Consider the following 21,802-nt stretch of genomic DNA (forward strand, 5'->3'; position numbering starts at 1 on the left):
TAAGATCGCAAAGATTCAGGTTCCGCCCGAGATCGAATCGGGCGGGGCGTGATTTTTATATTATTGATTTTACGCATATTTTTGGTATTTGGTAAAAGATACTGACCTAAAGTCAGGAAGAATCTTCCCTGAATCTCATCGGATTCGGCTGAAATCCACAAATAGGTCAGCATGTGATACTTTTATTCAGTTTTCAGCTTGTATAGTGGGGTATGCGGGAACTTTAGGGGGCGCAGCATATGGCCACGCAGAAGATGTTGAAATTCGTCAATCTCGGGCGCGAGATGCCCGAGAAGCGCTCGGCAGATGAGCGGAGCGAGGATTTTCACGAAATCTACCGCGAGTTCGCCGATGCGAAGGCGACGGAACAGGCCAGCAGGTGCAGCCAATGTGGCGTGCCTTATTGCCAAAGCCACTGCCCGCTTCACAACAATATCCCGGACTGGCTGCGCCTGACCGCCGAGGGCCGCCTGAAAGAAGCATATCTGGTCAGCCAGTTCACCAATACCTTCCCCGAGATCTGCGGGCGGATCTGCCCGCAGGACCGTCTGTGCGAAGGAAACTGCGTCATCGAACAGTCGGGCCACGGCACCGTGACGATTGGCGCGATCGAGAAATACATCACCGATACGGCCTGGGAAGAGGGCTGGATCGAGCCCATCCGCCCCGCCGAGGAGCGCGGAGAATCCATCGGCATCATTGGTGCCGGGCCGGGCGGGCTGGCGGCTGCCGACCGTTTGCGCCGGATGGGCTTTCAGGTTACGGTCTATGACCGGCACGACCGCTCGGGCGGGTTGCTGATCTATGGGATTCCGGGCTTCAAGCTGGAAAAGAACATTGTCGAGCGTCGGAACGCGCAGCTTGAGGAAGGCGGCGTCGAATTCGTGCTGAATTGCAATGTCGGCGAAGATCTGAGCTTTGACGCCATTCGCGGCAAGCATGATGCAGTGCTGATCGCGACGGGCGTCTATAAGACGCGCGATCTTGATATCGACAACGCGAATGCGCAGGGCGTGATCCGCGCGCTGGATTATCTGACCGCCTCGAACCGGATAGATCTGGGTGACGAAATCCCGGATTACGCGGATGGAGAGCTTGACGCGAAGGGCAAGCGCGTGCTGGTCATCGGCGGGGGCGATACGGCGATGGACTGCGTGCGCACGGCAATCCGCCAAGGCGCGAAATCGGTCAAGTGCCTGTATCGCCGCGACCGCGCGAACATGCCGGGCAGCCAGCGCGAAGTTCAGAATGCCGAGGAAGAAGGCGTTGAATTCGTTTGGCTTTCGGCGCCGGGAAGCTTTGTCGGCGCGGTCGAGGGCGAAACCGGCCGTGATACCGATATCAATGACGAGCAGGCCGCCATCTCTGCGGTGCGTGTCCAGAAGATGCGGCTTGGCAAGCCCGATGTGTCCGGTCGGCAAAGTCCTGAGCTGATCGACGGCGCAGACTATGACGAGCCTGCTGAAATGGTCATCAAGGCCCTTGGATTCGAGCCGGAGGAACTGCCGCGTCTTTGGGGCGTGGAGGGGCTGGAGGTGACGCGCTGGGGCACCGTGAAGGCCGATTTCCGCAGCCACCAGACCAGCCTTGCCGGGGTGTTCGCGGTGGGCGATATCGTGCGCGGTGCATCGCTGGTCGTCTGGGCCATTCGCGACGGCCGCGAGGCTGCCGACAGCATCGCCGAATTCCTTGGCGCATCCGCTCAGGTCGCGGCGGAATGATCCGGGCGGCGAAAAACGCCGGCGAATATCGCGCATATAATGCGTCCATAACGCGTATCTATCGTGTAGATACAGCGTCGCGCCTGGCGGCGATGGCCCTGTCTGGGCTGGTCGTGATTATGGCAGCATTGCTGACTGTTTCGGCCGCCGGTGCGGGCGTCTACTCCCCGCCCGAGGGGTGCAAGCTGCAAATGACCGTCCAGAATCGCGGCTGCACGGTCGCACAGCACTATGTCTGCGCGAGTGACGAGCCGGGCGATCAGCATGTCATTTACTATGACGATCAGGGCCCGAGCTATCACTCTCATATCGACGCCGAAACGCGCTGGCTGGAATCGAACGATCTCGATACCGGGCTGACCGATCTTCTCATGCCCGATGCGGCGGACGACGCGTCATTTTCCACGCTGCTGAAAACCGGACGCGACGATTTCGACTTTGTGACCGAATCGAACAGTGGCGAGCGTCTGCGCCATATCGGCGAGGATCGGCTGACCGGCGAAACCGTCGAAATCGACGGCGTCCCGCTGGAGTTGACAGAGTTCCGCCTGCGCACCTTTGCCGCTGACGGTCAGTTGCTGATCGATTCTCGCGGTCAGCAATTCATCAACCGGGAACATGGCCGCTTCTATGGCGGGACCGAGCATTCCGAGGACTGGACCGGCGAAGTCACCGACGACAATGACAGCCCCGTCACATTCGCCTTTCCCGGCGATGCGGGTTTCGCATCGACCGAGCCGCTTTTCGATTGCGAGATGCAGATGGTGACGTTCCGGCCGCGCCGCCAGATCGGTGCGTCATGATGCCCGCGCATGCATATCCAGATACCCGAAATCAGGCCGGACAGCCCCCGGCTTTTCCGAACGATACCCTTCAGGAGGTCACCCAATGACAGAACTTCCGCAAAACTGGCAAGCCAACGAAGAAGCCCGCCGCACGTGGATGGCCGAAAACAGCCTGTATCGGGCCGAGGATGAACATGCGTCCTGCGGGGTCGGGCTGGTCGTGTCCATCGACGGGAAACCGTCGCGGCAGGTGGTGCAGAACGGGATCGACGCGCTGAAAGCGGTGTGGCACCGCGGCGCGGTCGATGCCGATGGCAAGACCGGCGACGGCGCGGGCATCCATGTCCAGATCCCGGTGCCCTTCTTCTATGACCAGGTCCGCCGTACCGGGCACGAGCCTGACCATGACAAGCTGATCGCAGTCGGGCAGGTGTTTCTGCCACGCACGGATTTTTCCGCGCAGGAGCGTTGCCGGACCATCGTGGAATCAGAAGTGATCCGCATGGGTCACTATATCTATGGTTGGCGGCATGTGCCGGTGAACACCGCCGTGCTGGGCGAAAAGGCCAATGCCACCCGCCCCGAGATCGAGCAGATCCTGATCCGCAACGAAAAGGGTCTGTCCCAGATCGAGTTCGAGCGCGAGCTTTACATCATTCGCCGCCGGATCGAACGCGCCGCGATGGCGGCCGGGGTGCAGGGGCTGTATTTCTGTTCGCTGTCCTGCCGGTCGATCATCTATAAGGGCATGATGCTGGCCGAGCAGGTGGCCGAGTTCTATCCCGACCTGAAAGACCCACGCTTCGAAAGCGCCTTCGCGATCTATCACCAGCGCTATTCGACCAACACCTTCCCGCAGTGGTGGCTGGCCCAGCCCTTCCGGATGCTGGCCCATAATGGCGAAATCAACACGCTGAAGGGCAATCTCAACTGGCTGAAAAGCCACGAGATCCGCATGGCGTCAGGTGCCTTCGGCGAGATGGCGGACGATATCAAGCCGATCGTGCCGGGCGGGTCGTCCGACAGTGCGGCGCTGGATGCCGTGTTCGAGGTGATGGTGCGTTCGGGCCGGTCGGCGCCGATGACCAAGACGATGCTCGTGCCCGAAAGCTGGTCGAAGGCGACCACGGACATGCCCAAGGCATGGGCCGATATGTATGCCTATTGCAACGCCGTGATGGAGCCGTGGGACGGCCCCGCCGCGCTTGCGATGACCGATGGCCGCTGGGTGTGCGGCGGGCTTGACCGGAACGGGCTGCGGCCGATGCGCTATGTCGTGACGGGCGACGGTCTGCTGATTGCCGGATCAGAGGTGGGCATGGTGCCGGTCGACGAAGCCGCCGCTGTCGAGAAGGGCGCATTGGGCCCCGGCCAGATGATCTGCGTCGATATGGAAGAGGGCAGGCTTTACCACGATTCCGAGATCAAGGACCGGCTTGCCGCATCGCAGCCCTTCGGCGAGTGGATCGAGAAGGTTGCCCAGCTGTCCGAGCAGATGCGTGATCTGCCGGAAGGCACCACCCTGAAGGGCGAGGATCTGCGCCGCCGCCAGATCGCCGCGGGCTACACGCTTGAGGAACTGGAAAACGTTCTGTCCCCCATGGCCGAGGACGGCAAGGAGGCGCTGGCCTCGATGGGTGACGACACGCCGCCTGCGGTCCTGTCCAATCAGTATCGTCCGCTGAGCCACTTCTTCCGTCAGAATTTCAGTCAGGTGACGAACCCGCCGATCGACTCGCTTCGCGAAACGCGGGTGATGTCGCTGAAAACGCGCTTCGGCAACCTGAAGAACGTGCTGGAGGAAAGCAGCGCGCAGACCGAAATCCTGCTGCTGGAAACGCCCTTCGTGGCGAACCGCGAATTCGCCGAGATGATGCAGATGTTCGGTGATGCGGCGACCCGCATCGACTGCACCTTCCCGAAAGGCGCAGGCAATGACGCGCTGGGCGAGGCATTGGCGCGCATCCGCGGCGAGGCAGAGGACGCGGTCCGTTCGGGCGCGGGGCATCTGGTGCTGACGGATGAAGGCGTGTCCGAGGACCGGATCGGGATGCCGATGATCCTTGCCACCAGCGCCATTCACAGCTGGCTGACGCGCAAGGGCCTGCGCACCTTCTGTTCGCTGAACGTGCGTTCGGCCGAATGCATCGACCCGCATTATTTCGCGGTGCTGATCGGCTGCGGTGCGACGACCGTGAACCCCTATCTGGCGCAGGACAGTGTCGCCGACCGGATCGAACGCGGTCTTCTGGAAGGCAGCCTGATCGACAATATGCGCCGTTACCGCGACGCCATAGATCAGGGGCTGCTGAAGATCATGGCGAAGATGGGGATCTCGGTCCTGTCATCCTATCGCGGCGGTCTGAACTTCGAAGCTGTCGGGCTGTCGCGCGCGCTGGTGAACGAATATTTCCCCGGCATGCACAGCCGTATCTCTGGCATCGGCCTGCACGGCATCCAGCACAAGCTGGAAGGCGTTCATGCCCGCGGGTTTACTGGCAATGGCGACGAATTGCTGCCGGTCGGCGGCTTCTACAAGTTGCGCCGTTCGGGCGAAAAGCATGCATGGGAAGCCAATACCATGCGGCTGCTGCAGCTCGCCTGCGAAAAGGCCAGCTATGATGTCTGGAAGCAGTATTCCAAGACCATGCGTGCCAATCCGCCGATCCATATCCGCGACCTGCTGGACATCAAGCCGCTGGGCAAGCCGGTCCCGCTGGAGGAGGTGGAAAGCATCACCTCGATCCGCAAGCGGTTCGTGACGCCGGGCATGTCGCTTGGCGCGCTGTCGCCCGAGGCGCATATGACGCTGAACATCGCCATGAACCGGATCGGTGCGAAATCCGACAGCGGCGAAGGCGGTGAAGACCCGGCGCACAGCCACCCGCTGCCCAATGGCGACAACCCCTGCGCCAAGATCAAGCAGGTCGCTTCGGGCCGGTTCGGTGTCACGGCGGAATATCTGAACGCCTGCGAGGAACTGGAAATCAAGGTCGCGCAGGGTGCCAAGCCCGGCGAGGGCGGCCAGCTTCCGGGCATGAAGGTGACGGCGCTGATCGCGCGTCTGCGCCATTCGACGCCGGGTGTTACGCTGATCTCTCCGCCGCCGCATCACGATATCTACAGTATCGAGGATCTGGCCCAGCTGATCTATGACCTGAAGCAGATCAACCCGCGCGCCAAGATCACCGTGAAGCTGGTGGCTTCAAGCGGCGTCGGCACGATTGCGGCGGGCGTCGCCAAGGCCAAGGCGGATATCATCCTGATCTCGGGCCATAATGGCGGCACCGGGGCGTCGCCCGCGACCAGCATCAAGTTTGCCGGTCTGCCGTGGGAGATGGGGCTGACCGAGGCGCATCAGGTGCTGGCGATGAACAACCTGCGCGAACGCGTCACGCTGCGCACGGATGGCGGGTTGCGCACCGGCCGCGACGTGGTGATGGCGGCGATGATGGGGGCCGAGGAATACGGCATCGGCACCGCCGCGCTGATCGCCATGGGCTGCATCATGGTACGCCAGTGCCAGTCGAACACCTGCCCCGTTGGCGTCTGCACGCAGGACGAAAAGCTGCGGGCAATGTTCAACGGCAGCGCCGACAAGGTGGTGAACCTCATCACCTTCTACGCGACCGAGGTGCGCGAGGTTCTGGCAAGCATCGGGGCGCGCAGCCTTGATGAGGTGATCGGCCGTGCGGATCTGCTGACGCAGGTCAGCCGCGGGTCGGCGCATCTGGACGATCTGGACCTGAACCCGCTGCTGATCACGGTCGATGGTGCCGACAAGATCGTCTATGACCGCACCAAGCCGCGCAATGCCGTGCTGGAAACGCTGGATACCGAGATCATCCGCGATGCGGAGCGGTTCTTCAGCGCCGGCGAGAAGATGCAGCTTCACTATGCCGTGCGCAACACGCTGCGCACCATCGGCACGCGCACCTCGTCGATGATCGTGCAGACATTCGGCATGCGCAACAAGCTGCAGCCCGACCACCTGACGATCCGTCTGACCGGCAGCGCCGGGCAGTCACTGGGCGCTTTCGCCGCGCCCGGCCTGAAGATCGAGGTATCGGGCGATGCCAATGACTATGTCGGCAAGGGCCTGTCGGGCGGCACGATTGTCGTGCGGCCGCCGATGATCTCGCCTCTGGTGGCGGCCGATAACGTCATCATCGGCAACACGGTCCTTTATGGCGCGACCGACGGCTATCTGTTCGCCGCCGGCCGCGCCGGAGAGCGCTTCGGCGTCCGCAATTCGGGCGCGACCGTGGTGATCGAGGGTTGCGGCACCAACGGATGCGAATACATGACCGGCGGTGTCGCGGTGATCCTTGGCCGGATCGGGGCGAATTTCGGCGCCGGCATGACAGGCGGCATGGCCTATCTTTACGACCCGGACGGGATCGCGCAGGACTACATCAATATGGAGTCGCTGGTGACATGCCCGGTCACGGTCGCCCATTGGGAAGATCAGCTTAAATCCCTGATCGAGCGCCATGCCGAGGAAACGAATTCCGCCAAGGCGCGCGATATTCTTGCGAACTGGGATCTGGAAAAAGGCAACTTCCTGCAGGTCGTTCCGAAAGAGATGCTGCCTTTGCTGGAGCATCCGATCGCCGAAAGCGGCGATCTTGCGGCGGTCCCGGCGGAATAAGCCCGAACGCAGGCAGTAATGGCGGGGCCGCTGGTCCCGCCATTCTAATTGGTGCCGCTGCGTGCCGGATTATTCTGTGCATGGCGAGCCAGCAAGTTTCGTGGCAATGACGGCGAGCATCGCTGCCAGGGCAATGCATCTGCTGAAAGGTAAAGACATGGCACCCTATTCCCGCCTTTATGCGTCGTTGGCGATCCTTTCTGTCGGGTTCGGAGGGCTCGGCGGGCGGGTGCTGGCCAACTCTCCGCCTGCGGTGCCGCAGCCGGCAACTCTTGTTACCTATGTCTGCGATCACGATCGCACCATTCAGGCAGCATTCATCGAAGGCAGCCACACCAGCTATGCCGTGCTGTATGACGCCGGGCGATTGCATCTGCTTACCCATTCGCCGAGTGGGTCAGGCGCGCGCTATACCGATCCGCAAGGCCTGCTGGAGCTGTGGACCAAAGGGATGAGCGCCGACCTGCGCATACTGGGCGATGAAGAAGTGGAACTGTATCGCGACTGCAATCAGGTGCCGACGGCGTACGGTCAGATCCGGTGATAGGGCGCGCCTGACAGGATGGATGCGGCACGGTAAAGCTGTTCGGCCAGCATGACGCGGACCAGCATATGCGGCCAGACCATGCGTCCAAGGCTGATCTGCCAGTCGGCACGCGTGCGCAGCGCAGGGTCCAGCCCGTCCGCACCGCCGATGACGAAACAGATGTCGCGGCCCTGATCGCGCTGATTGGCGATCCTTTGGGCGAATTCTGGCGAGGTCGGCTGTTCGCCGCGTTCGTCCATCATCACGACAAAGCTGCCCGCCGGGATGGCGCGTTCGATCAGCGGGGCCTCGGCCACCATGCCACCGCCGCGCTTGTCCTCGACCTCAATCACCTGAACCGGCGGCAGGCCAAGGCCGCGCCCGGTCTTGGCGAAACGGTCGAGGTAATCGTCGATCAGCGTCAGTTCAGGCGATTTCCGCAGGCGGCCGACGGCAAGAAGGGTGATGCGCATGTGGCGGTTCTGGGGCGTGTGGGCGCGGGCGTCAAGCGGCGGGCGGGATTGGAAAGGGTGACGTGATGATGATCGCTATGGTCGAAAATGAAAAACGCTCTGTCTGCAATCGAGCTTGTCACTGCTAACGTCGCCATGCGTGATGCAAAAAAGCTTCAGAAGGCTGCCGAGTTTCGGCTCTGGGCGTCTAGGCGTCGACGATCTCGGCATTGAAGGCGCTGAACGCCGCACTATGCCGCTGTTGGCTTCCGAACTGCCCGCACTTCATCAGTCTCAACGCGTTCTGCTCCACTATAGAGCGCCAGCTTCACGGGTTCGTCGAAGCCCTCGTGCTTGAAATCAACCGGGCCGGGCGCGATCCATCTATCGCCCCATTCTGTCAGCGCAATGACGATCAGTTTCAGATCACGGCCCTTCTCCGTCAGGTGATATTCCGGGTGACCGCCCTCATTCTTCACCTTGAAAATGCCGTCCGCCACAAGGCTATCCAGACGTTTCGCAAGGATGTTCGTAGCCACGCCAAGGCTGCGCTGAAAATCCGAAAACCGCACATAATGGCGGAAGATCGCATCGCGCAGAATCAGGAGGCTCCACCTCTCACCGACGCTCTCTAACGTCCGCGCGGCGGAGCAATCTTGTGTTGTGTATAACCGTCCGAGCATGGCGCAAAGCTACTCTCTTGACTTTCATCATGCAAGTTATTTACGCTTGCATGATGAAAGCAAATTGCATGAGAGACGCAGATGCAGACTGACATGAGATTTCACCGCAACCATCGGGCCGCACGCGTGCTTGCGCTGAGCGCATCGCCGATCTTTGCGGTGATGGCGGGTCTCGCCATGCTCCAGTCAAGCGCCTCTCCTCTGTGCAGCTCTGGATGGCTCGCCGCACACAGCATGGCGCTGATGTATGCGCTGATGGCAGTTATCCATTTCGGAAGCTGGCTCGCCCCCCGTTCTCAACACTCAGAAAGGAACATCCTATGACCCCCGAAACGCCGAAACTGTCCGATCACCCTGTCGTCTCGCAAGAACACTGGCTGGCGGCGCGCATCGACCTTCTCAAGAAGGAGCGCGAACTGACCGAAGAGCTTGATAAACTCCACGCCGCGCGGCGTGCCTTGCCCTGGAGGCGTGTTGAAAAGGATTACGTGTTCGAAGGACCGGATGGCCCGGCGCGGCTTTCGGATCTGTTCAACGGCCGCAGCCAGCTTGCGATTTACCACTTCATGCTGGCACCCGGATCGGATCATATTTGCCCCGGCTGCGCCTATTTGTCCGATCATGTCGATGCAGCGCGGCAACATTTCGAGCAGGCGGACCTGTCATTCGCGGCCATCTCCCGCGCGCCGATCGCGCAAATCGAGGCGGTCAAGGCGCGGATGGGGTGGCGCTTCGCGTGGCTTTCATCGGGAGACAGCGATTTCAATTATGATTTCAACGTCTCATTCTCGCCCGAGCAGCGCGCGAATGGCGGTGCACCCTACAATTACGGCAAGGAACGCGTCGAAAAGGCCAGCGACATGTTTGGTCTTTCCATATTCGTACAGCGTCCCGGCAATGACGCCATTTACCACAGCTATTCCACCTATCGCCGCGGCGCGGAGCTTCTGATGGGGGCTGCAAACTGGCTAGATCTCACGCCGAAAGGACGCAATGAGGATGGTGCCGCGCATAGCTGGGTACGCCTCCACGACACATATTAACGCTGCTCAGCCAGGCAGGCATCGTCTGCCCGTGTTTAAGGTAAGCCCGATAGCCTGCGCCCAGCCTTGTACGTTGATTTGGATGGGCGAAGCCACTGCACCTACAGATTTGGGCCTCGTCCATCGGACAAAACTACGGCGATGCGGGTCTGCGCTGAGACCGGTCGATAGAGTATCGGCAGCGAGTGACAGCTTCACCCCACAAACCCGCCGGATAACGCCCCCGCTATCCGGCAGTCCGTTTCGGCTTAATGCGGTGCTGCGTCGGCGCGCAGCGCCTTCAGCTGGTCGGTGGGCATCCACATCTTTTCCAGCTGATAGAATTCGCGCACTTCCGGGCGGAAGACGTGGACGACGACATCGTCGGTGTCGATCAGCACCCAGTCGCCGGCGTCCTTGCCCTCGATCCGGGCGGTGCGGCCGGTGGCGTCCTTCAGACGCTGGGCAAGCTTTTCGGCGATGGTGGCGACCTGACGGGCATTCCGGCCCGAGGCGATGACCATGTGATCGGCCATGGCGGAACGGCCGCGAAGATCAATCGTCACGACATCCTCTGCCTTGTCATCGTCAAGAGAGGTCAGGATGCGCTGAAGGATCTCGTCGCTGGTCAGATCCTGCGGCGCGGCGGTCACATTCGGCTGGTCAGCCGATTGGACGTGGTGGGACAGGGGTTCATCCTCCGGTCATCGCGCCTGTCAGCCCCGGCGCCGGGATAGGCTTAATATAGCAACTCGATGCGGTATCTCAATCTCCTGCGATGAATTTCGGCGTGGTGTCGCCATTATCGCCCAGAACCCGCACCTCGCGCTGAGGGAAGGGAATCGAGATATCGTTTTCCTTGAACGCGTCCCAAAGTGCCAGAAAGACCTGTCCGCGCACATTGGTCAGCCCGCCCTGCGCATCCGAAATCCAGAACCGCAGCACGTAATCGACCGAGCTTTCGCCAAAGCCCGTGATCCAGCAGACCGGCGTGCGCTGCGCCAGAACGCGCTTCACTGACATGGCAGCGTTGATCGCGACTTTTGACACCTTGTGCGGATCGTCCTGATAGGCGGTGCCGAAATGCACATCCAGACGCACGAAGTCATTGGTATGGGACCAGTTGACGACCTGGCTGGTCACAAGATCCTCGTTCGGGATCAGGTATTCCTTGCCGTCACGGGTGACGACGCTGACATAGCGCGCGCCAAGGGCATCAATCCAGCCGAAGGTATCGCCAAGGCTGATGACGTCGCCGGGCTTCACCGACTTGTCCAGCAGAATGATGACCCCCGATACGAGGTTCGACACAACCTTCTGCAGTCCGAAGCCAAGACCCACGCCGACCGCGCCGGAAAATACCGCGAGGCCCGTCAAATCGACGCCGATCGCCTTCAGCCCGACCACGATGGCCAGCGTGAACAGAACGATCTGCAGGATCTTCGCGACCAGCACACGCATCGTGGGCGAAAGATCCGCCGATTCGCCCAGCTTGCGCGATACGGCACCAGTCACCAGCCGTGCGCCGGCGAGCAGCGCCGTCATCACCGCCATTGCCTGCAAAACCGTCAGTGCCGAAAGCCGCACCGTCCCGAGGCTGAGCGCGAAGCTGTCCAGAAGCCGGGCGGCGTCGTTCGACAGATCCAGCAGATACAGCACCGCCCAGATCCAGGCGGCCCATTTCGCGATCCGCCGGACAAGCGCATTGCCGATCAGTCGCGACATGAAGGCGATGAACAGAACGGCTGTGGCGATGGTCGCTGCCTGTCGGATGACATGGCTGAGCGATGGGAAGGTGATCTGCTGCATGACCAGCACGACAATCCACGTCATCGCGGTGAACAGGATCAGGCGCAGGCGACGGTCGATCATCAGCCCAAGGCGCAGCCGCCATTTCGGCCAGCCCTCTCGGGTGCGCAGCCAGCCGCGCAGGCGTGGCGACAGGAAGCGCGACAGCAGATGCGCAATCAGCATCAGCATCAGCACGATGCCGACCTGGTTCAACCGGGAAGGGATCAGCATGAGCCGCAGCGTCAGGTAGATCTGTTCCCAGAACCCGCCTGCCGCGTCGATGATCTGTTCCTGCGTATCGCCGTTCATATGCTGATTAGACATTTGGCAGGGGCTGCCTGCAAGGGCATGCAGCGCATGCCAGCCGCAAATTCTGCTTGCCAGAATCCGAGGCCACGGCTAGGGCTGCGCGTGGAACACGGGAGACGCTGGCGAAAGTCAGGGCCGAAGGAGCAACCGCCCCGGTAAACTCTCAGGCACAAGGGACCGGTTCCGCAGAAACTCTGAAGAGAGGCCGAGAGGCCCGCCGAAGGATGACGATCTCAGGCGCCCGTGACCGGGCAGGGACAGAGGGGGCAGCCAGACCCGCGCCATGCCGCGCGAAGGAGGATGCCTGTGACTGAACTGAAACGCACGCCGCTGTATGACCTGCATGTCTCGCTGGGGGGCAAGATGGTGCCTTTCGCCGGCTGGGAGATGCCGGTGCAATTCCCGATGGGGGTGATGGGCGAGCATCTGCACACCCGCGAAAAGGCCGGGCTGTTCGATGTCAGCCATATGGGGCAGGTGCTTCTGCGCGCCACCGGTGCTGACCCGGCCGGGGTGCTGGAAACCGTCGTGCCTGCGAATATCGTTGGCCTGCCCGAAGGACGTCAGCGCTATGGCATCTTCACCAACGATCAGGGCGGCATTCTGGACGATCTGATGATCGCGAACCGCGGGGATCATCTGTTTCTGGTCGTGAATGCGGCCTGCGCCGATCAGGATATTGCCTTGCTGCAAGCGCTGGACGGGGTCGAGGTGACGCCGGTGACGGACCGCGCCTTGCTGGCTTTGCAGGGACCGGAAGCGGGTCGCGTTCTGTCTGCGATCATCCCGGAGGCCGCGGCGCTGAAGTTCATGGATGTGGCGATCCTGCCTTGGGATGGGGATGAGCTGTGGGTTTCCCGGTCAGGCTATACCGGCGAGGACGGGTTCGAAATTTCCGTGCCTGCCGCGCGCGCCCGCGAGTTTGCCGAAACCTTGCTGAAGGACGAGGCAGTCGCGCCGATCGGTCTTGGCGCACGCGATTCGCTGCGGCTGGAGGCAGGGATGCCGCTTTACGGGCATGACATGGATGCGGGCGTGACGCCGGGCGCCGCTGCGCTTGGTTGGTCGATCCCGAAGCTGCGTCGCGCGGGCGGCGAGCGTGAAGGCGGGTTCCCCGGTGCGGATGTGATCCTGCCGGAACTGGCAAACGGTGCTGCGAAAATCCGCGTTGGCCTGCGCCCGGAAGGCCGTGCGCCCATTCGCGAAGGTGTCGCGATCTTTGACGCTGAAACCGGCGGGGCCGAGATCGGCCGCGTCTGTTCTGGCGGCTTCGGGCCGTCGGTTGGCGGGCCGGTTGCCATGGCGATCCTGCCGGCAGACCTGTCCGAAGGCGACACCGTCTGGGCCGAGTTGCGCGGCAAGCGGATTGCGGTGAAGATTGCCGCACTGCCCTTCATCAAACCTGACTATAAACGCTGAGGAGCGTCCCCATGCTGAAATATACCGAAGATCACGAATGGCTTAAGCAGGATGGCGACGAGGTTGTCGTCGGCATCACCGCCCACGCCAGCGAGCAGTTGGGCGACGTGGTTTTCGTCGAACTGCCCGAGGTTGGTCGTGAAGTCGCCAAGGGCGAAGAGATCGTGGTGATCGAATCGGTCAAGGCCGCATCCGACATCGTGGCCCCGATTGCGGGTGTGATTACCGCAGTGAACGAGGACCTTCCCGACACCCCCGGCGCGGTCAATGACGACCCGATGAAGGCCTGGTTCTTCCGTATCAAGCCCGCCGAGGGCGAAGGCATCGACGGCTTCATGGACGAAGCCGCCTATAACGCACTGATCGGATAATCTGGCCGGGGGCTGTCTGCCCCCGGAACCCCCGAGGATATTTGGGCCAGAATGAAGGCAAGCTGCCTCTGGCCAAGGATGGACGTGATGAGCCGCTGGACCCCCACCGACTATAACCCCGACGATTTCGCCAACCGCCGCCATATCGGGCCCTCGCCGTCAGAAATGGCCGAGATGCTGAAGGCCGTCGGTGTCGAAAGTCTGGATCAATTGATCGAGCAGACGGTGCCGGGGTCCATCCGTCAGGATAAGGCTTTGGGATGGGAGCCGTTGTCCGAAGCCGCGCTGCTGGAAAAGATGCGCGCGGTGGCGGCGAAGAACCGGGTGATGACCAGCCTGATCGGGCAGGGTTATTATGGCACCGTCACGCCGCCCGCGATTCAGCGGAACATTCTGGAAAACCCGGCCTGGTATACGGCCTATACCCCCTATCAGCCCGAAATCGCGCAGGGCCGGCTGGAGGCGCTGCTGAACTATCAGACCATGGTGTCGGATCTGACCGGGCTGCCGGTGGCGAATGCGTCCTTGCTGGATGAAGCAACGGCGGCGGCGGAAGCGATGGCGATGGCGCAGCGGGTGGCGAAGTCGAAGGCGAAGGCGTTCTTCGTGTCCGAGAACCTGCATCCGCAGACGATTTCGGTCATTGAAACCCGCGCCCAGCCCCTTGGGATCGAGATTATCAAGGGTCAGCCCGAGGATCTGGACCCATCGCAGGTTTTTGGCGCGATCTTCCAGTATCCCGGCACTTACGGCCATATCCGAGATCTGACGGCGGAATGCGACGCTTTGCATGCGGCGGGCGCGGTGGCTGTCGTGGCGACCGATCTGCTGGCGCTATGCCTGCTGCGTGAACCGGGCGCGATGGGGGCGGATATCTGCGTCGGGTCGTCGCAGCGTTTCGGGGTGCCGATGGGCTATGGCGGGCCGCATGCGGGCTTCATGTCCTGCCGGGACGAGTTCAAGCGCGCGATGCCGGGCCGAATTGTCGGCGTGTCGATTGATGCCAAAGGCAACAAGGCTTACCGCCTTGCCCTGCAAACGCGCGAGCAGCATATCCGGCGCGAGAAGGCGACCAGCAATGTCTGCACCGCGCAGGCTCTGCTGGCGGTGATGGCGTCGTTTTATGCGGTGTTCCACGGGCCGGTGGGACTGCGCGCGATTGCGCAGCGGGTGCATCTGAATGCGGTGACGATTGCGAATGCGCTGCGCGCTGCGGGGGCAGAGGTGTCGCCCGATGCGTTCTTTGACACGATCACCGTGCGGGTGGGTGTCGGGCAGCTGGGCATTCTGGCGGCGGCCCGTGCGCACGGGATCAACCTGCGCAAGATCGGGCGGGACCGGGTCGGGATTTCCGTCGATGAAACCACCGATGCCGGCGTGATCGCGCGGCTGCTGGATGCGTTCGGCATCACCGATGCGGCTGAACCGGCTGTTGCACCCGCGATCCCCGATGCGCTGCTGCGGGAGAGCGACTATCTGACCCATCCCGTCTTCCACATGAACCGCGCCGAGTCGGAAATGATGCGCTATATGCGGCGTCTGTCCGACCGCGATCTGGCGCTGGATCGGGCGATGATCCCGCTGGGGTCCTGCACGATGAAGCTGAATGCGGCGGCAGAGATGATGCCGATCACCTGGCCGGAATTCGGCGCGCTGCATCCCTTTGCGCCCGCCGATCAGGCTGCGGGCTATGCCGAGATGCTGGAGGATCTGACGCAGAAGCTTTGCACGATCACCGGCTATGATGCGTTTTCGATGCAGCCGAACAGCGGCGCGCAGGGGGAATACGCCGGGCTTTTGACCATTCAGGCGTATCATCGCGCAAATGGCGACGATCAGCGCGATGTCTGTCTGGTGCCGTCAAGCGCGCATGGCACCAACCCGGCATCCGCCCAGATGTGCGGCATGAAAGTCGTGGTGGTGAAATCCGCGCCGAACGGCGACATTGATCTGGAAGATTTCGCGGACAAGGCCAAGGCTGCGGGCGACAGGCTGGCGGCGGTGATGATCACCTATCCGTCCACGCATGGCGTGTTCGAGGACACCGTGCGCGAGGTCTGCAAGATCACCCATGATCACGGCGGTCAGGTCTATATCGACGGCGCAAACATGAATGCGCTTGTCGGGCTGGTGAAGCCGGGTGAAATCGGCGGCGATGTCAGCCACCTGAATCTGCACAAGACCTTTGCGATCCCGCATGGCGGCGGCGGTCCGGGCATGGGGCCGATCGGGGTGAAGGCGCATCTTGCGCCGCATCTTCCGGGCGATCCGCAGACAGGGGAAGGGGCAGTCAGTGCGGCGCCGTTTGGGTCCGCGTCCATCCTGCTGATTTCATGGGCCTATATCCTGATGATGGGCGGTGCCGGGCTGACGCAGGCGACGCGGGTGGCGATCCTGAATGCGAATTATATCGCCAGCCGTCTGGCCGGGGCCTATCCGATCCTGTTCATGGGCAATCGCGGCCGCGTCGCGCATGAATGCATCATCGACACCCGGCCCTTCGCGGAACACGGCGTGACCGTGGACGATATTGCGAAGCGTCTGATCGACAATGGTTTCCACGCCCCCACGATGAGCTGGCCGGTGTCCGGCACGCTGATGGTGGAACCGACCGAATCCGAAACCAAGGCAGAGATCGACCGCTTCATCACCGCCATGCTGGCCATCCGCGAGGAGATTCAGGCCGTGGCGAATGGCGAGATCACGGCAGAGGCCAGCCCCCTGCGCTTCGCGCCTCATACGGTCGAGGATCTGGTGGCCGATTGGGACCGGGCCTATAGCCGCGAGCAGGGCTGCTTCCCGGCAGGTGCGTTCCGGGTGGACAAATACTGGCCGCCTGTGGGCCGGGTGGACAACGTCCACGGCGACCGCAACCTGATCTGCACCTGCCCGCCGGTCGAGGATTACGCAGAAGCCGCAGAATAGCAGCTGTGCCCGGCGAAAAATAATTCACGGTTGTTCAGCATTTCGTAAGGAATGCCGGCTACATGATGCTTGTCAGGACGATGGCAGAACAGAAAGCTCTGCGCCCGCGAGTTCTGAAGGTGAAGATCGAGATCCGAAAAACGGCTGGCGTCCGCTCAGGACGCCAGCGATGCAGGATCGGCGGTTGAAAGCAAGACTTACTGCGGCCGGTTGTCCAAGGGATTCCAGAGCGGGGGAACGACGAGCAGGCGAAACCGGTCCTGGAAACGCAATGCTGCTGCAAAGAGGAGATAGCAGTCGTCGGTGAGGCCGTTCGGCTTATTTGGTCTATTTCGCCTTGGGCCGAAACGCCTTGATCTTCGCCGGGTCGGTTTCGATATAGGCCGCGCCCAGCAGATCAAGGCAATAGGGGACAGCGGCGAAAACCGCGTTCAGGCAGGTCGCGATGGCCGAGGGCTTGCCGGGGATGGTGATAATCAGCGTTTTACCGCGGCTGACGGCGGTCTGACGCGACAGGATCGCGGTCGGAACCTCCAGCAGCGAGGCGCGGCGCATCTCCTCGCCGAAGCCGGGATATTCGCGATGCGCTATGTCGGCTATGGCCTCGGGTGTCAGGTCGCGCGGCGCCGGGCCGGTGCCGCCGGTGACAAGGATCAGGTCGGCCTGCTGGTTGTCGCACAGATCGCGCAGGGCCTCTGCCACGATCTCGCGGCCGTCGGGGACGATCTGACGAATGACCTCGATCGGAGAGGTGATCGTGTCGCGCAGCCAGCCTTCCGCACCGGGACCGCCCTTGTCCTCATATTCGCCGGACGCGGCGCGGTCCGACACGGTCAGGATTGCGATGTGGGCGGGGCTCGTGCGATCAGTCATGCGGCGCATCTTGCCGTTGGTAGGCAGGAAATGAAAGTGGCGACGCCAATCTGCGTCGTTTTCAAGCTGACCAGACCATCGTAGAAACGGGATGATGTCGAAACCTGCTGCCATTGCACTGCTTTGCCTTGTCGTGATCTGCGGCATGTCGCCGTGGTTCGCGACAGCCGCCGTGCTGTCAGACATGGCGCGTGAGGGCGGGCTGAGCCCGTGGCGGCAGGCCCTGCTGAGCTCGGGCGTTCAGGCGGGCTTTGTCATCGGCGCCCTGACTTCGGCGGCGCTGGGTTTGTCGGATCGCTGCGATCCGCGCCGGGTCATGGCCTGTGCCGCGCTGATGAACGCGCTGGCGACGGCGGGCCTGTTCGCGGTGCCGCTGGGGTCGAATACGGCGATTGCGCTGCGCGTGATCGCGGGTGCCGGTTTTGCCGGGATCTACCCTCCGGGCATGAAAATTGCCGTCGGGTGGAGCCTGCGTGACCGCGGTTTTCTGGTCGGCCTGCTGGTCGGAGCGCTGACGCTGGGATCAGCGCTGCCCTATCTGTTCGCCTGGGGCGGTGGAACCGCGTGGCGTCCTGTCGTCGGCGCGGCGGCGGCGGCCTCGGGTCTGGCAGCGGCGGGTAGCTTTCTTTTGCGGTTGGGGCCGCATCATGCGCGGGCTGCGGCGTTTTCCGCGCGCTCCATCGGGCTGATGTGGTCGAACCGGGATATCCGCAGCGCGACCGGCGGCTATCTGGGTCATATGTGGGAGCTTTACGCCATGTGGGGCTGGATTGGCACAGCCGCCGCGATTGGGTTCGGCCGCCGCCTGCCCGAGGATCAGGCCGCATCGCTGGCCGCCATGACGGCTTTTCTGGCCATCGGCCTTGGCGCGCTGCTTTGTGCGCCGGCAGGCAGGCTCGCGGATCGGATTGGCAAGGCGCGGGTCTCAGCGGCGGCGATGGCGGGATCGGGATGCATGGCAATTGCCGTGGCCGTCAGCTTCGGCGGCCCGGTCTGGCTGAGCCTCATGCTGATCCTGATATGGGGTTCCTTCGTCATTCCTGACAGCGCGCAGTTTTCCGCCATGATCGCGGATGCCGCCCCGCCGGAACTCGCCGGCAGCCTGATGACGATGCAGACGGCGCTTGGCTTTGCGCTGACCATTTTCACCGTGCAGATGACACCGCTGATTGCGGGCTGGCTGGGTTGGCCTGCCGCGCTGGCGCTGATGGCGCTTGGCCCTGCGATGGGGATTGCGGCCTTGCGCCCGCTTTTGCGACGCGCGAAATGAAAAGCCGCGAGGTTCGATCCTCGCGGCGTTCCGGGTCCGGCAGATCGCTTACCTGAACTTGGCGTTCCGGTTGCCGATCAGTTTCAGGCGAAGCGCGTTCAGCTTGATGAAGCCAGCCGCGTCCTTCTGGTCATAGGCACCGGCGTCGTCTTCGAAGGTCACATGCTTTTCGCTGTAAAGCGAATGGTCCGACCAGCGGCCAACGGTGTTGACGCTGCCCTTGTACAGTTTCAGCCGCACGGTGCCGGTGACATGCTCCTGCGATTTGTCGATGGCGGCCTGCAGCATCTCGCGTTCGGGGCTGAACCAGAAGCCGTTATAGATCAGCTCGGCATAGCGGGGCATCAGGCTGTCCTTCAGGTGGCCTGCGCCCGCGTCCAGCGTGATCTGTTCGATTCCGCGATGGGCTTCCAGCAGAATGGTGCCGCCGGGCGTTTCGTAGATGCCGCGCGACTTCATTCCGACAAAGCGGTTTTCGACGAAATCCAGCCGACCGACGCCGTGCTTGCGGCCGTATTCGTTCAGCTGCGTCAGGATCGTCGCGGGCGACAGCGCCTCGCCGTTGATCGCGACCGGATCGCCATTTTCGAAGGTGATCTCGATATATTCGGGGGTGTCGGGCGCTTCTTCCGGGGACACGGTGCGCTGATAGACATATTCGGGCGCTTCCTCGGCCGGGTTTTCCAGCGCCTTACCTTCGCTGCTGGTGTGCAGCAGGTTCGCATCGACGCTGAACGGGGCCTCGCCGCGCTTGTCCTTGGCAATCGGGATCTGGTTCGCCTCGGCGAATTCCAGCAGCTTGGTGCGGCTGGACAGGTCCCATTCCCGCCACGGCGCGATCACCTTGATCGACGGATCGAGCGCATAGGCTGACAGTTCGAACCGCACCTGATCGTTACCCTTGCCGGTCGCGCCATGCGCCACGGCATCGGCGCCGTGCCTATGGGCGAGATCCACGAGGTGCTTGGAAATCAGCGGGCGCGCGATGGATGTGCCCAGCAGATACAGCCCTTCGTAAACCGCATTGGCGCGGAACATCGGGAAGACGTAATCGCGCACGAACTCCTCTCGCACGTCAACGATGTGGATATTGTCCGGCTTGATGCCCAGCAGTTCGGCCTTCTTGCGCGCGGGTTCAAGTTCCTCGCCCTGACCCAGATCGGCGGTGAAGGTAATCACCTCGCAGCCATATTCGGTCTGCAGCCATTTCAGGATGATCGAGGTGTCGAGGCCACCGGAATAGGCGAGCACGACTTTCTTCGGCGCGGTCATGGGCGAGTCCTTTCTGATTTGGCCTTGGATTATGCGGTTTCTGCGCACCTCACAAGTGGCGGGCGTTAAGCGACTGTTAGCGCGGCTGGGTTAGATTGCGAATATCAGGCGATTCGGGGGCAGATATGATCGACTGGAAACGGGTGAACGAACTCAGGGCCGAATTGGGTGATGACGATTTCGCCCCGGTGGTCGAACTGTTTCTTGACGAGATCGAGGGCATCGTGATGCGGCTGACACATGGCGACGCCGAACGGCTGGAAAACGACATGCATTTCCTGAAGGGCAGCGCAGCCAATCTTGGCTTTACCGCCTTCGCACAGATTTGCCAGCAGGGCGAGATCGGCGCGAGGGACGGGCACGACGCGTTTGATCTGGCCACACTGCTTGACTGTTATGCGGCGACGAAGAAGGAATTTTCTGGCTGGAACGGTGGCCGGAAAAGCGGCGCGGCATAGGCAGCGAAGGTCCGATCGGGGCCTTAGATCAGGAACTGCGCCAGCAATTCGTCCTGCGTGATGTCCTGATAGGCGAAACCGGCTTCTGTCAGACGCTCCGTCAGCGCGGTGAGGTTCGCGGGCTGCGAGGTTTCGATGCCGATCAGGACCGAGCCGAAGTTGCGGGCTGACTTCTTCAGATATTCAAAGCGGGCGATGTCGTCATCCGGGCCAAGAAGCATCAGAAAATCGCGCAGGGCACCGGGGCGCTGCGGCAACCGAAGGATGAAGTATTTCTTGATCCCCGCAAAGCGCTGCGCCCGTTCTTTCACTTCGGGCAGACGTTCGAAATCGAAATTCCCGCCCGAGCAGACGCAAACGACGCGTTTGCCGGCAAGTTGACCGCTTTGCGCGAGGTCCTGCAGGACATCCACCGCCAGCGCGCCGGCCGGTTCCAGCACGATGCCTTCGACGTTCAGCATCTCCAGGATCGTGATGCTGAGCCGGTCCTCGGGCGCAGTCAGAACCTGGTCGGCCGAAAACTGACGAAGCTGGCTGAACGGCAGATCTCCGATACGGGCGACGGCTGCGCCGTCAACGAAGCTGTCGACGGCAGGCAGCGTCAGCTGCGCCCCGCTTTCCAGCGCGCCTTTCAGGCTGGCACCACCACGGGGTTCGGCAAAAACGAATTCCGTGCCGGGCGCAGCTTCGGCCAGATAGCGGGTGACGCCCGCCGAAAGCCCGCCGCCGCCGACCGGCAGCACGACCAGATCGGGCGGCGCGGGAAGCTGTTCGATCATCTCCAGCGCCACGGTCGCCTGCCCCTCGATCACGTCGGCGCTGTCGAAGGGCGACAGAAATGCCGCCCCATGTTCCGCCGAAAACGCCTGGGCCGCCGCAAGCGTCTGGTCGAAATAATCGCCGGTCAGGACGATTTCCACGCTGTCGCCGCCGAAGATCCGGGTTTTGTCGATCTTCTGCTTCGGCGTCGTCACCGGCATGAAAATCGTGCCGCGCGCCCCGAAATGGCGGCAGGCGAAGGCCACGCCCTGCGCATGATTGCCCGCGCTCGCGCAGACGAAATGCCGTGTGCTGCCCGCGTCGAGGGCTTTGCGCATGGCATTGAACGCACCGCGCAGCTTGTAGCTGCGCACCGGGGTCAGATCCTCGCGCTTCAGCCAGATCTCGGTGCCGTAGCGGGCCGAAAGATGGTCGTTCAGCTGCAGCGGTGTCGCCGGGAACAGGTCGCGCAAGGCGGTTTCTGCATCGGCGACAGCGGTAGAGAAATCGGACAT

Annotated in this window: 17 protein-coding genes and 1 riboswitch; of the genes, 10 read left to right on the forward strand and 7 right to left on the reverse strand. The window is 62.3% G+C overall.

The genetic code is table 11. The features are described from left to right. Positions 1-239: 239 nt before the first annotated feature. From FQV27_RS16160 to FQV27_RS16175, 4 genes are all read left to right on the forward strand, one after another. Positions 240-1,721 carry an NAD(P)-dependent oxidoreductase gene (locus FQV27_RS16160; protein ID WP_147100543.1) on the forward strand — a complete coding sequence of 494 codons (1,482 nt, stop codon included), beginning with the start codon at positions 240-242 and terminating at the stop codon, positions 1,719-1,721. A 191-nt stretch (positions 1,722-1,912) separates the two neighbouring features. Further along, positions 1,913-2,524: a hypothetical protein gene (locus tag FQV27_RS16165; protein WP_246133135.1), complete on the forward strand. Its 612-nt coding sequence runs from the start codon at positions 1,913-1,915 to the stop codon at positions 2,522-2,524. Between the two features lie 85 nt (positions 2,525-2,609). After that, complete coding sequence (gene gltB / locus FQV27_RS16170; protein WP_147100546.1) at positions 2,610-7,157, forward strand: glutamate synthase large subunit; 4,548 nt, start codon at positions 2,610-2,612, stop codon at positions 7,155-7,157. A 157-nt stretch (positions 7,158-7,314) separates the two neighbouring features. Beyond that, the gene (locus FQV27_RS16175; protein WP_186827337.1) at positions 7,315-7,701 is read left to right on the forward strand and encodes an MliC family protein; all 387 of its coding nucleotides are present in this window, start codon (positions 7,315-7,317) and stop codon (positions 7,699-7,701) included. Here the strand turns inward: FQV27_RS16175 and rlmH are convergent. Both rlmH and FQV27_RS16185 read right to left on the reverse strand, forming a co-directional pair. After that, complete coding sequence (rlmH, locus tag FQV27_RS16180) at positions 7,689-8,156, reverse strand: 23S rRNA (pseudouridine(1915)-N(3))-methyltransferase RlmH (protein ID WP_147100550.1); 468 nt, start codon at positions 8,154-8,156, stop codon at positions 7,689-7,691. The two genes, FQV27_RS16175 and rlmH, sit on opposite strands and share 13 nt — an antisense overlap. A 230-nt stretch (positions 8,157-8,386) precedes the next feature. Next, on the reverse strand, positions 8,387-8,818 hold the full coding sequence (locus tag FQV27_RS16185; RefSeq protein WP_147100553.1) for a winged helix-turn-helix transcriptional regulator: 432 nt from the start codon (positions 8,816-8,818) through the stop codon (positions 8,387-8,389). A 203-nt stretch (positions 8,819-9,021) separates the two neighbouring features. Between FQV27_RS16185 and FQV27_RS16190 the strand changes: the two genes are divergently transcribed. Further along, on the forward strand, positions 9,022-9,861 hold the full coding sequence (locus tag FQV27_RS16190) for a DUF899 domain-containing protein (RefSeq protein WP_246133136.1): 840 nt from the start codon (positions 9,022-9,024) through the stop codon (positions 9,859-9,861). A 248-nt stretch (positions 9,862-10,109) separates the two neighbouring features. On the opposite strand, the gene rsfS is transcribed toward FQV27_RS16190, so the two are convergent. Both rsfS and FQV27_RS16200 read right to left on the reverse strand, forming a co-directional pair. Beyond that, positions 10,110-10,493, reverse strand: coding sequence for a ribosome silencing factor (gene rsfS, locus FQV27_RS16195; RefSeq protein ID WP_186827338.1), 384 nt, complete (start codon positions 10,491-10,493; stop codon positions 10,110-10,112). 112 nt (positions 10,494-10,605) lie between these two features. Further along, complete coding sequence (locus tag FQV27_RS16200; RefSeq protein ID WP_246133137.1) at positions 10,606-11,955, reverse strand: mechanosensitive ion channel family protein; 1,350 nt, start codon at positions 11,953-11,955, stop codon at positions 10,606-10,608. Between the two features lie 85 nt (positions 11,956-12,040). Continuing rightward, positions 12,041-12,129, forward strand: a riboswitch (glycine riboswitch). Positions 12,130-12,246: 117 nt separating this feature from the next. On the opposite strand from FQV27_RS16200, the gene gcvT reads away from it, so the two are divergent. The 3 genes from gcvT to gcvP all read left to right on the forward strand — a co-directional run bounded on the left by gcvT (position 12,247) and on the right by gcvP (position 16,655). After that, positions 12,247-13,359: a glycine cleavage system aminomethyltransferase GcvT gene (gene gcvT / locus FQV27_RS16205; RefSeq protein ID WP_147100555.1), complete on the forward strand. Its 1,113-nt coding sequence runs from the start codon at positions 12,247-12,249 to the stop codon at positions 13,357-13,359. 11 nt (positions 13,360-13,370) lie between these two features. Beyond that, positions 13,371-13,730, forward strand: a complete 360-nt coding sequence (gene gcvH, locus FQV27_RS16210; protein ID WP_147100557.1) for a glycine cleavage system protein GcvH — start codon at positions 13,371-13,373, stop codon at positions 13,728-13,730. Between the two features lie 87 nt (positions 13,731-13,817). After that, positions 13,818-16,655 carry an aminomethyl-transferring glycine dehydrogenase gene (gene gcvP / locus FQV27_RS16215; protein WP_147100560.1) on the forward strand — a complete coding sequence of 946 codons (2,838 nt, stop codon included), beginning with the start codon at positions 13,818-13,820 and terminating at the stop codon, positions 16,653-16,655. Positions 16,656-16,982: 327 nt separating this feature from the next. Here gcvP and mog read toward each other — a convergent pair whose 3' ends face one another. Next, a complete protein-coding gene (mog, locus tag FQV27_RS16220) occupies positions 16,983-17,528 on the reverse strand; it encodes a molybdopterin adenylyltransferase (protein ID WP_147100561.1) in 546 nt (181 codons plus the stop codon). Between the two features lie 94 nt (positions 17,529-17,622). On the opposite strand from mog, the gene FQV27_RS16225 reads away from it, so the two are divergent. Then, positions 17,623-18,798: an MFS transporter gene (locus tag FQV27_RS16225; protein WP_246133138.1), complete on the forward strand. Its 1,176-nt coding sequence runs from the start codon at positions 17,623-17,625 to the stop codon at positions 18,796-18,798. A 48-nt stretch (positions 18,799-18,846) separates the two neighbouring features. On the opposite strand, the gene FQV27_RS16230 is transcribed toward FQV27_RS16225, so the two are convergent. Beyond that, the gene (locus FQV27_RS16230; RefSeq protein WP_147100565.1) at positions 18,847-20,070 is read right to left on the reverse strand and encodes an argininosuccinate synthase; all 1,224 of its coding nucleotides are present in this window, start codon (positions 20,068-20,070) and stop codon (positions 18,847-18,849) included. 125 nt (positions 20,071-20,195) lie between these two features. On the opposite strand from FQV27_RS16230, the gene FQV27_RS16235 reads away from it, so the two are divergent. Beyond that, positions 20,196-20,528, forward strand: coding sequence for an Hpt domain-containing protein (locus FQV27_RS16235; protein ID WP_147100567.1), 333 nt, complete (start codon positions 20,196-20,198; stop codon positions 20,526-20,528). A gap of 23 nt (positions 20,529-20,551) precedes the next feature. Here the strand turns inward: FQV27_RS16235 and ilvA are convergent, their stop codons facing one another. After that, positions 20,552-21,802, reverse strand: coding sequence for a threonine ammonia-lyase IlvA (ilvA, locus tag FQV27_RS16240; RefSeq protein WP_147100569.1), 1,251 nt, complete (start codon positions 21,800-21,802; stop codon positions 20,552-20,554).

Source organism: Paracoccus aurantiacus, from assembly GCF_007993065.1.
GTDB lineage: Bacteria > Pseudomonadota > Alphaproteobacteria > Rhodobacterales > Rhodobacteraceae > Paracoccus > Paracoccus aurantiacus.

Bases quoted from the DNA above. Each gene is read 5' to 3' on its own strand.
- FQV27_RS16160 (WP_147100543.1), top strand. From the start codon at position 240: ATGGCCACGCAGAAGATGTTGAAATTCGTCAATCTCGGGCGCGAGATG.
- ilvA (WP_147100569.1), bottom strand. From the start codon at position 21,802: ATGTCCGATTTCTCTACCGCTGTCGCCGATGCAGAAACCGCCTTGCGC.
- FQV27_RS16230 (WP_147100565.1), bottom strand. From the start codon at position 20,070: ATGACCGCGCCGAAGAAAGTCGTGCTCGCCTATTCCGGTGGCCTCGAC.
- FQV27_RS16185 (WP_147100553.1), bottom strand. From the start codon at position 8,818: ATGCTCGGACGGTTATACACAACACAAGATTGCTCCGCCGCGCGGACG.
- rlmH (WP_147100550.1), bottom strand. From the start codon at position 8,156: ATGCGCATCACCCTTCTTGCCGTCGGCCGCCTGCGGAAATCGCCTGAA.
- FQV27_RS16225 (WP_246133138.1), top strand. From the start codon at position 17,623: ATGTCGAAACCTGCTGCCATTGCACTGCTTTGCCTTGTCGTGATCTGC.
- gltB (WP_147100546.1), top strand. From the start codon at position 2,610: ATGACAGAACTTCCGCAAAACTGGCAAGCCAACGAAGAAGCCCGCCGC.
- FQV27_RS16165 (WP_246133135.1), top strand. From the start codon at position 1,913: ATGACCGTCCAGAATCGCGGCTGCACGGTCGCACAGCACTATGTCTGC.
- FQV27_RS16175 (WP_186827337.1), top strand. From the start codon at position 7,315: ATGGCACCCTATTCCCGCCTTTATGCGTCGTTGGCGATCCTTTCTGTC.
- FQV27_RS16200 (WP_246133137.1), bottom strand. From the start codon at position 11,955: ATGTCTAATCAGCATATGAACGGCGATACGCAGGAACAGATCATCGAC.
- mog (WP_147100561.1), bottom strand. From the start codon at position 17,528: ATGACTGATCGCACGAGCCCCGCCCACATCGCAATCCTGACCGTGTCG.
- FQV27_RS16235 (WP_147100567.1), top strand. From the start codon at position 20,196: ATGATCGACTGGAAACGGGTGAACGAACTCAGGGCCGAATTGGGTGAT.
- gcvH (WP_147100557.1), top strand. From the start codon at position 13,371: ATGCTGAAATATACCGAAGATCACGAATGGCTTAAGCAGGATGGCGAC.
- gcvP (WP_147100560.1), top strand. From the start codon at position 13,818: ATGAGCCGCTGGACCCCCACCGACTATAACCCCGACGATTTCGCCAAC.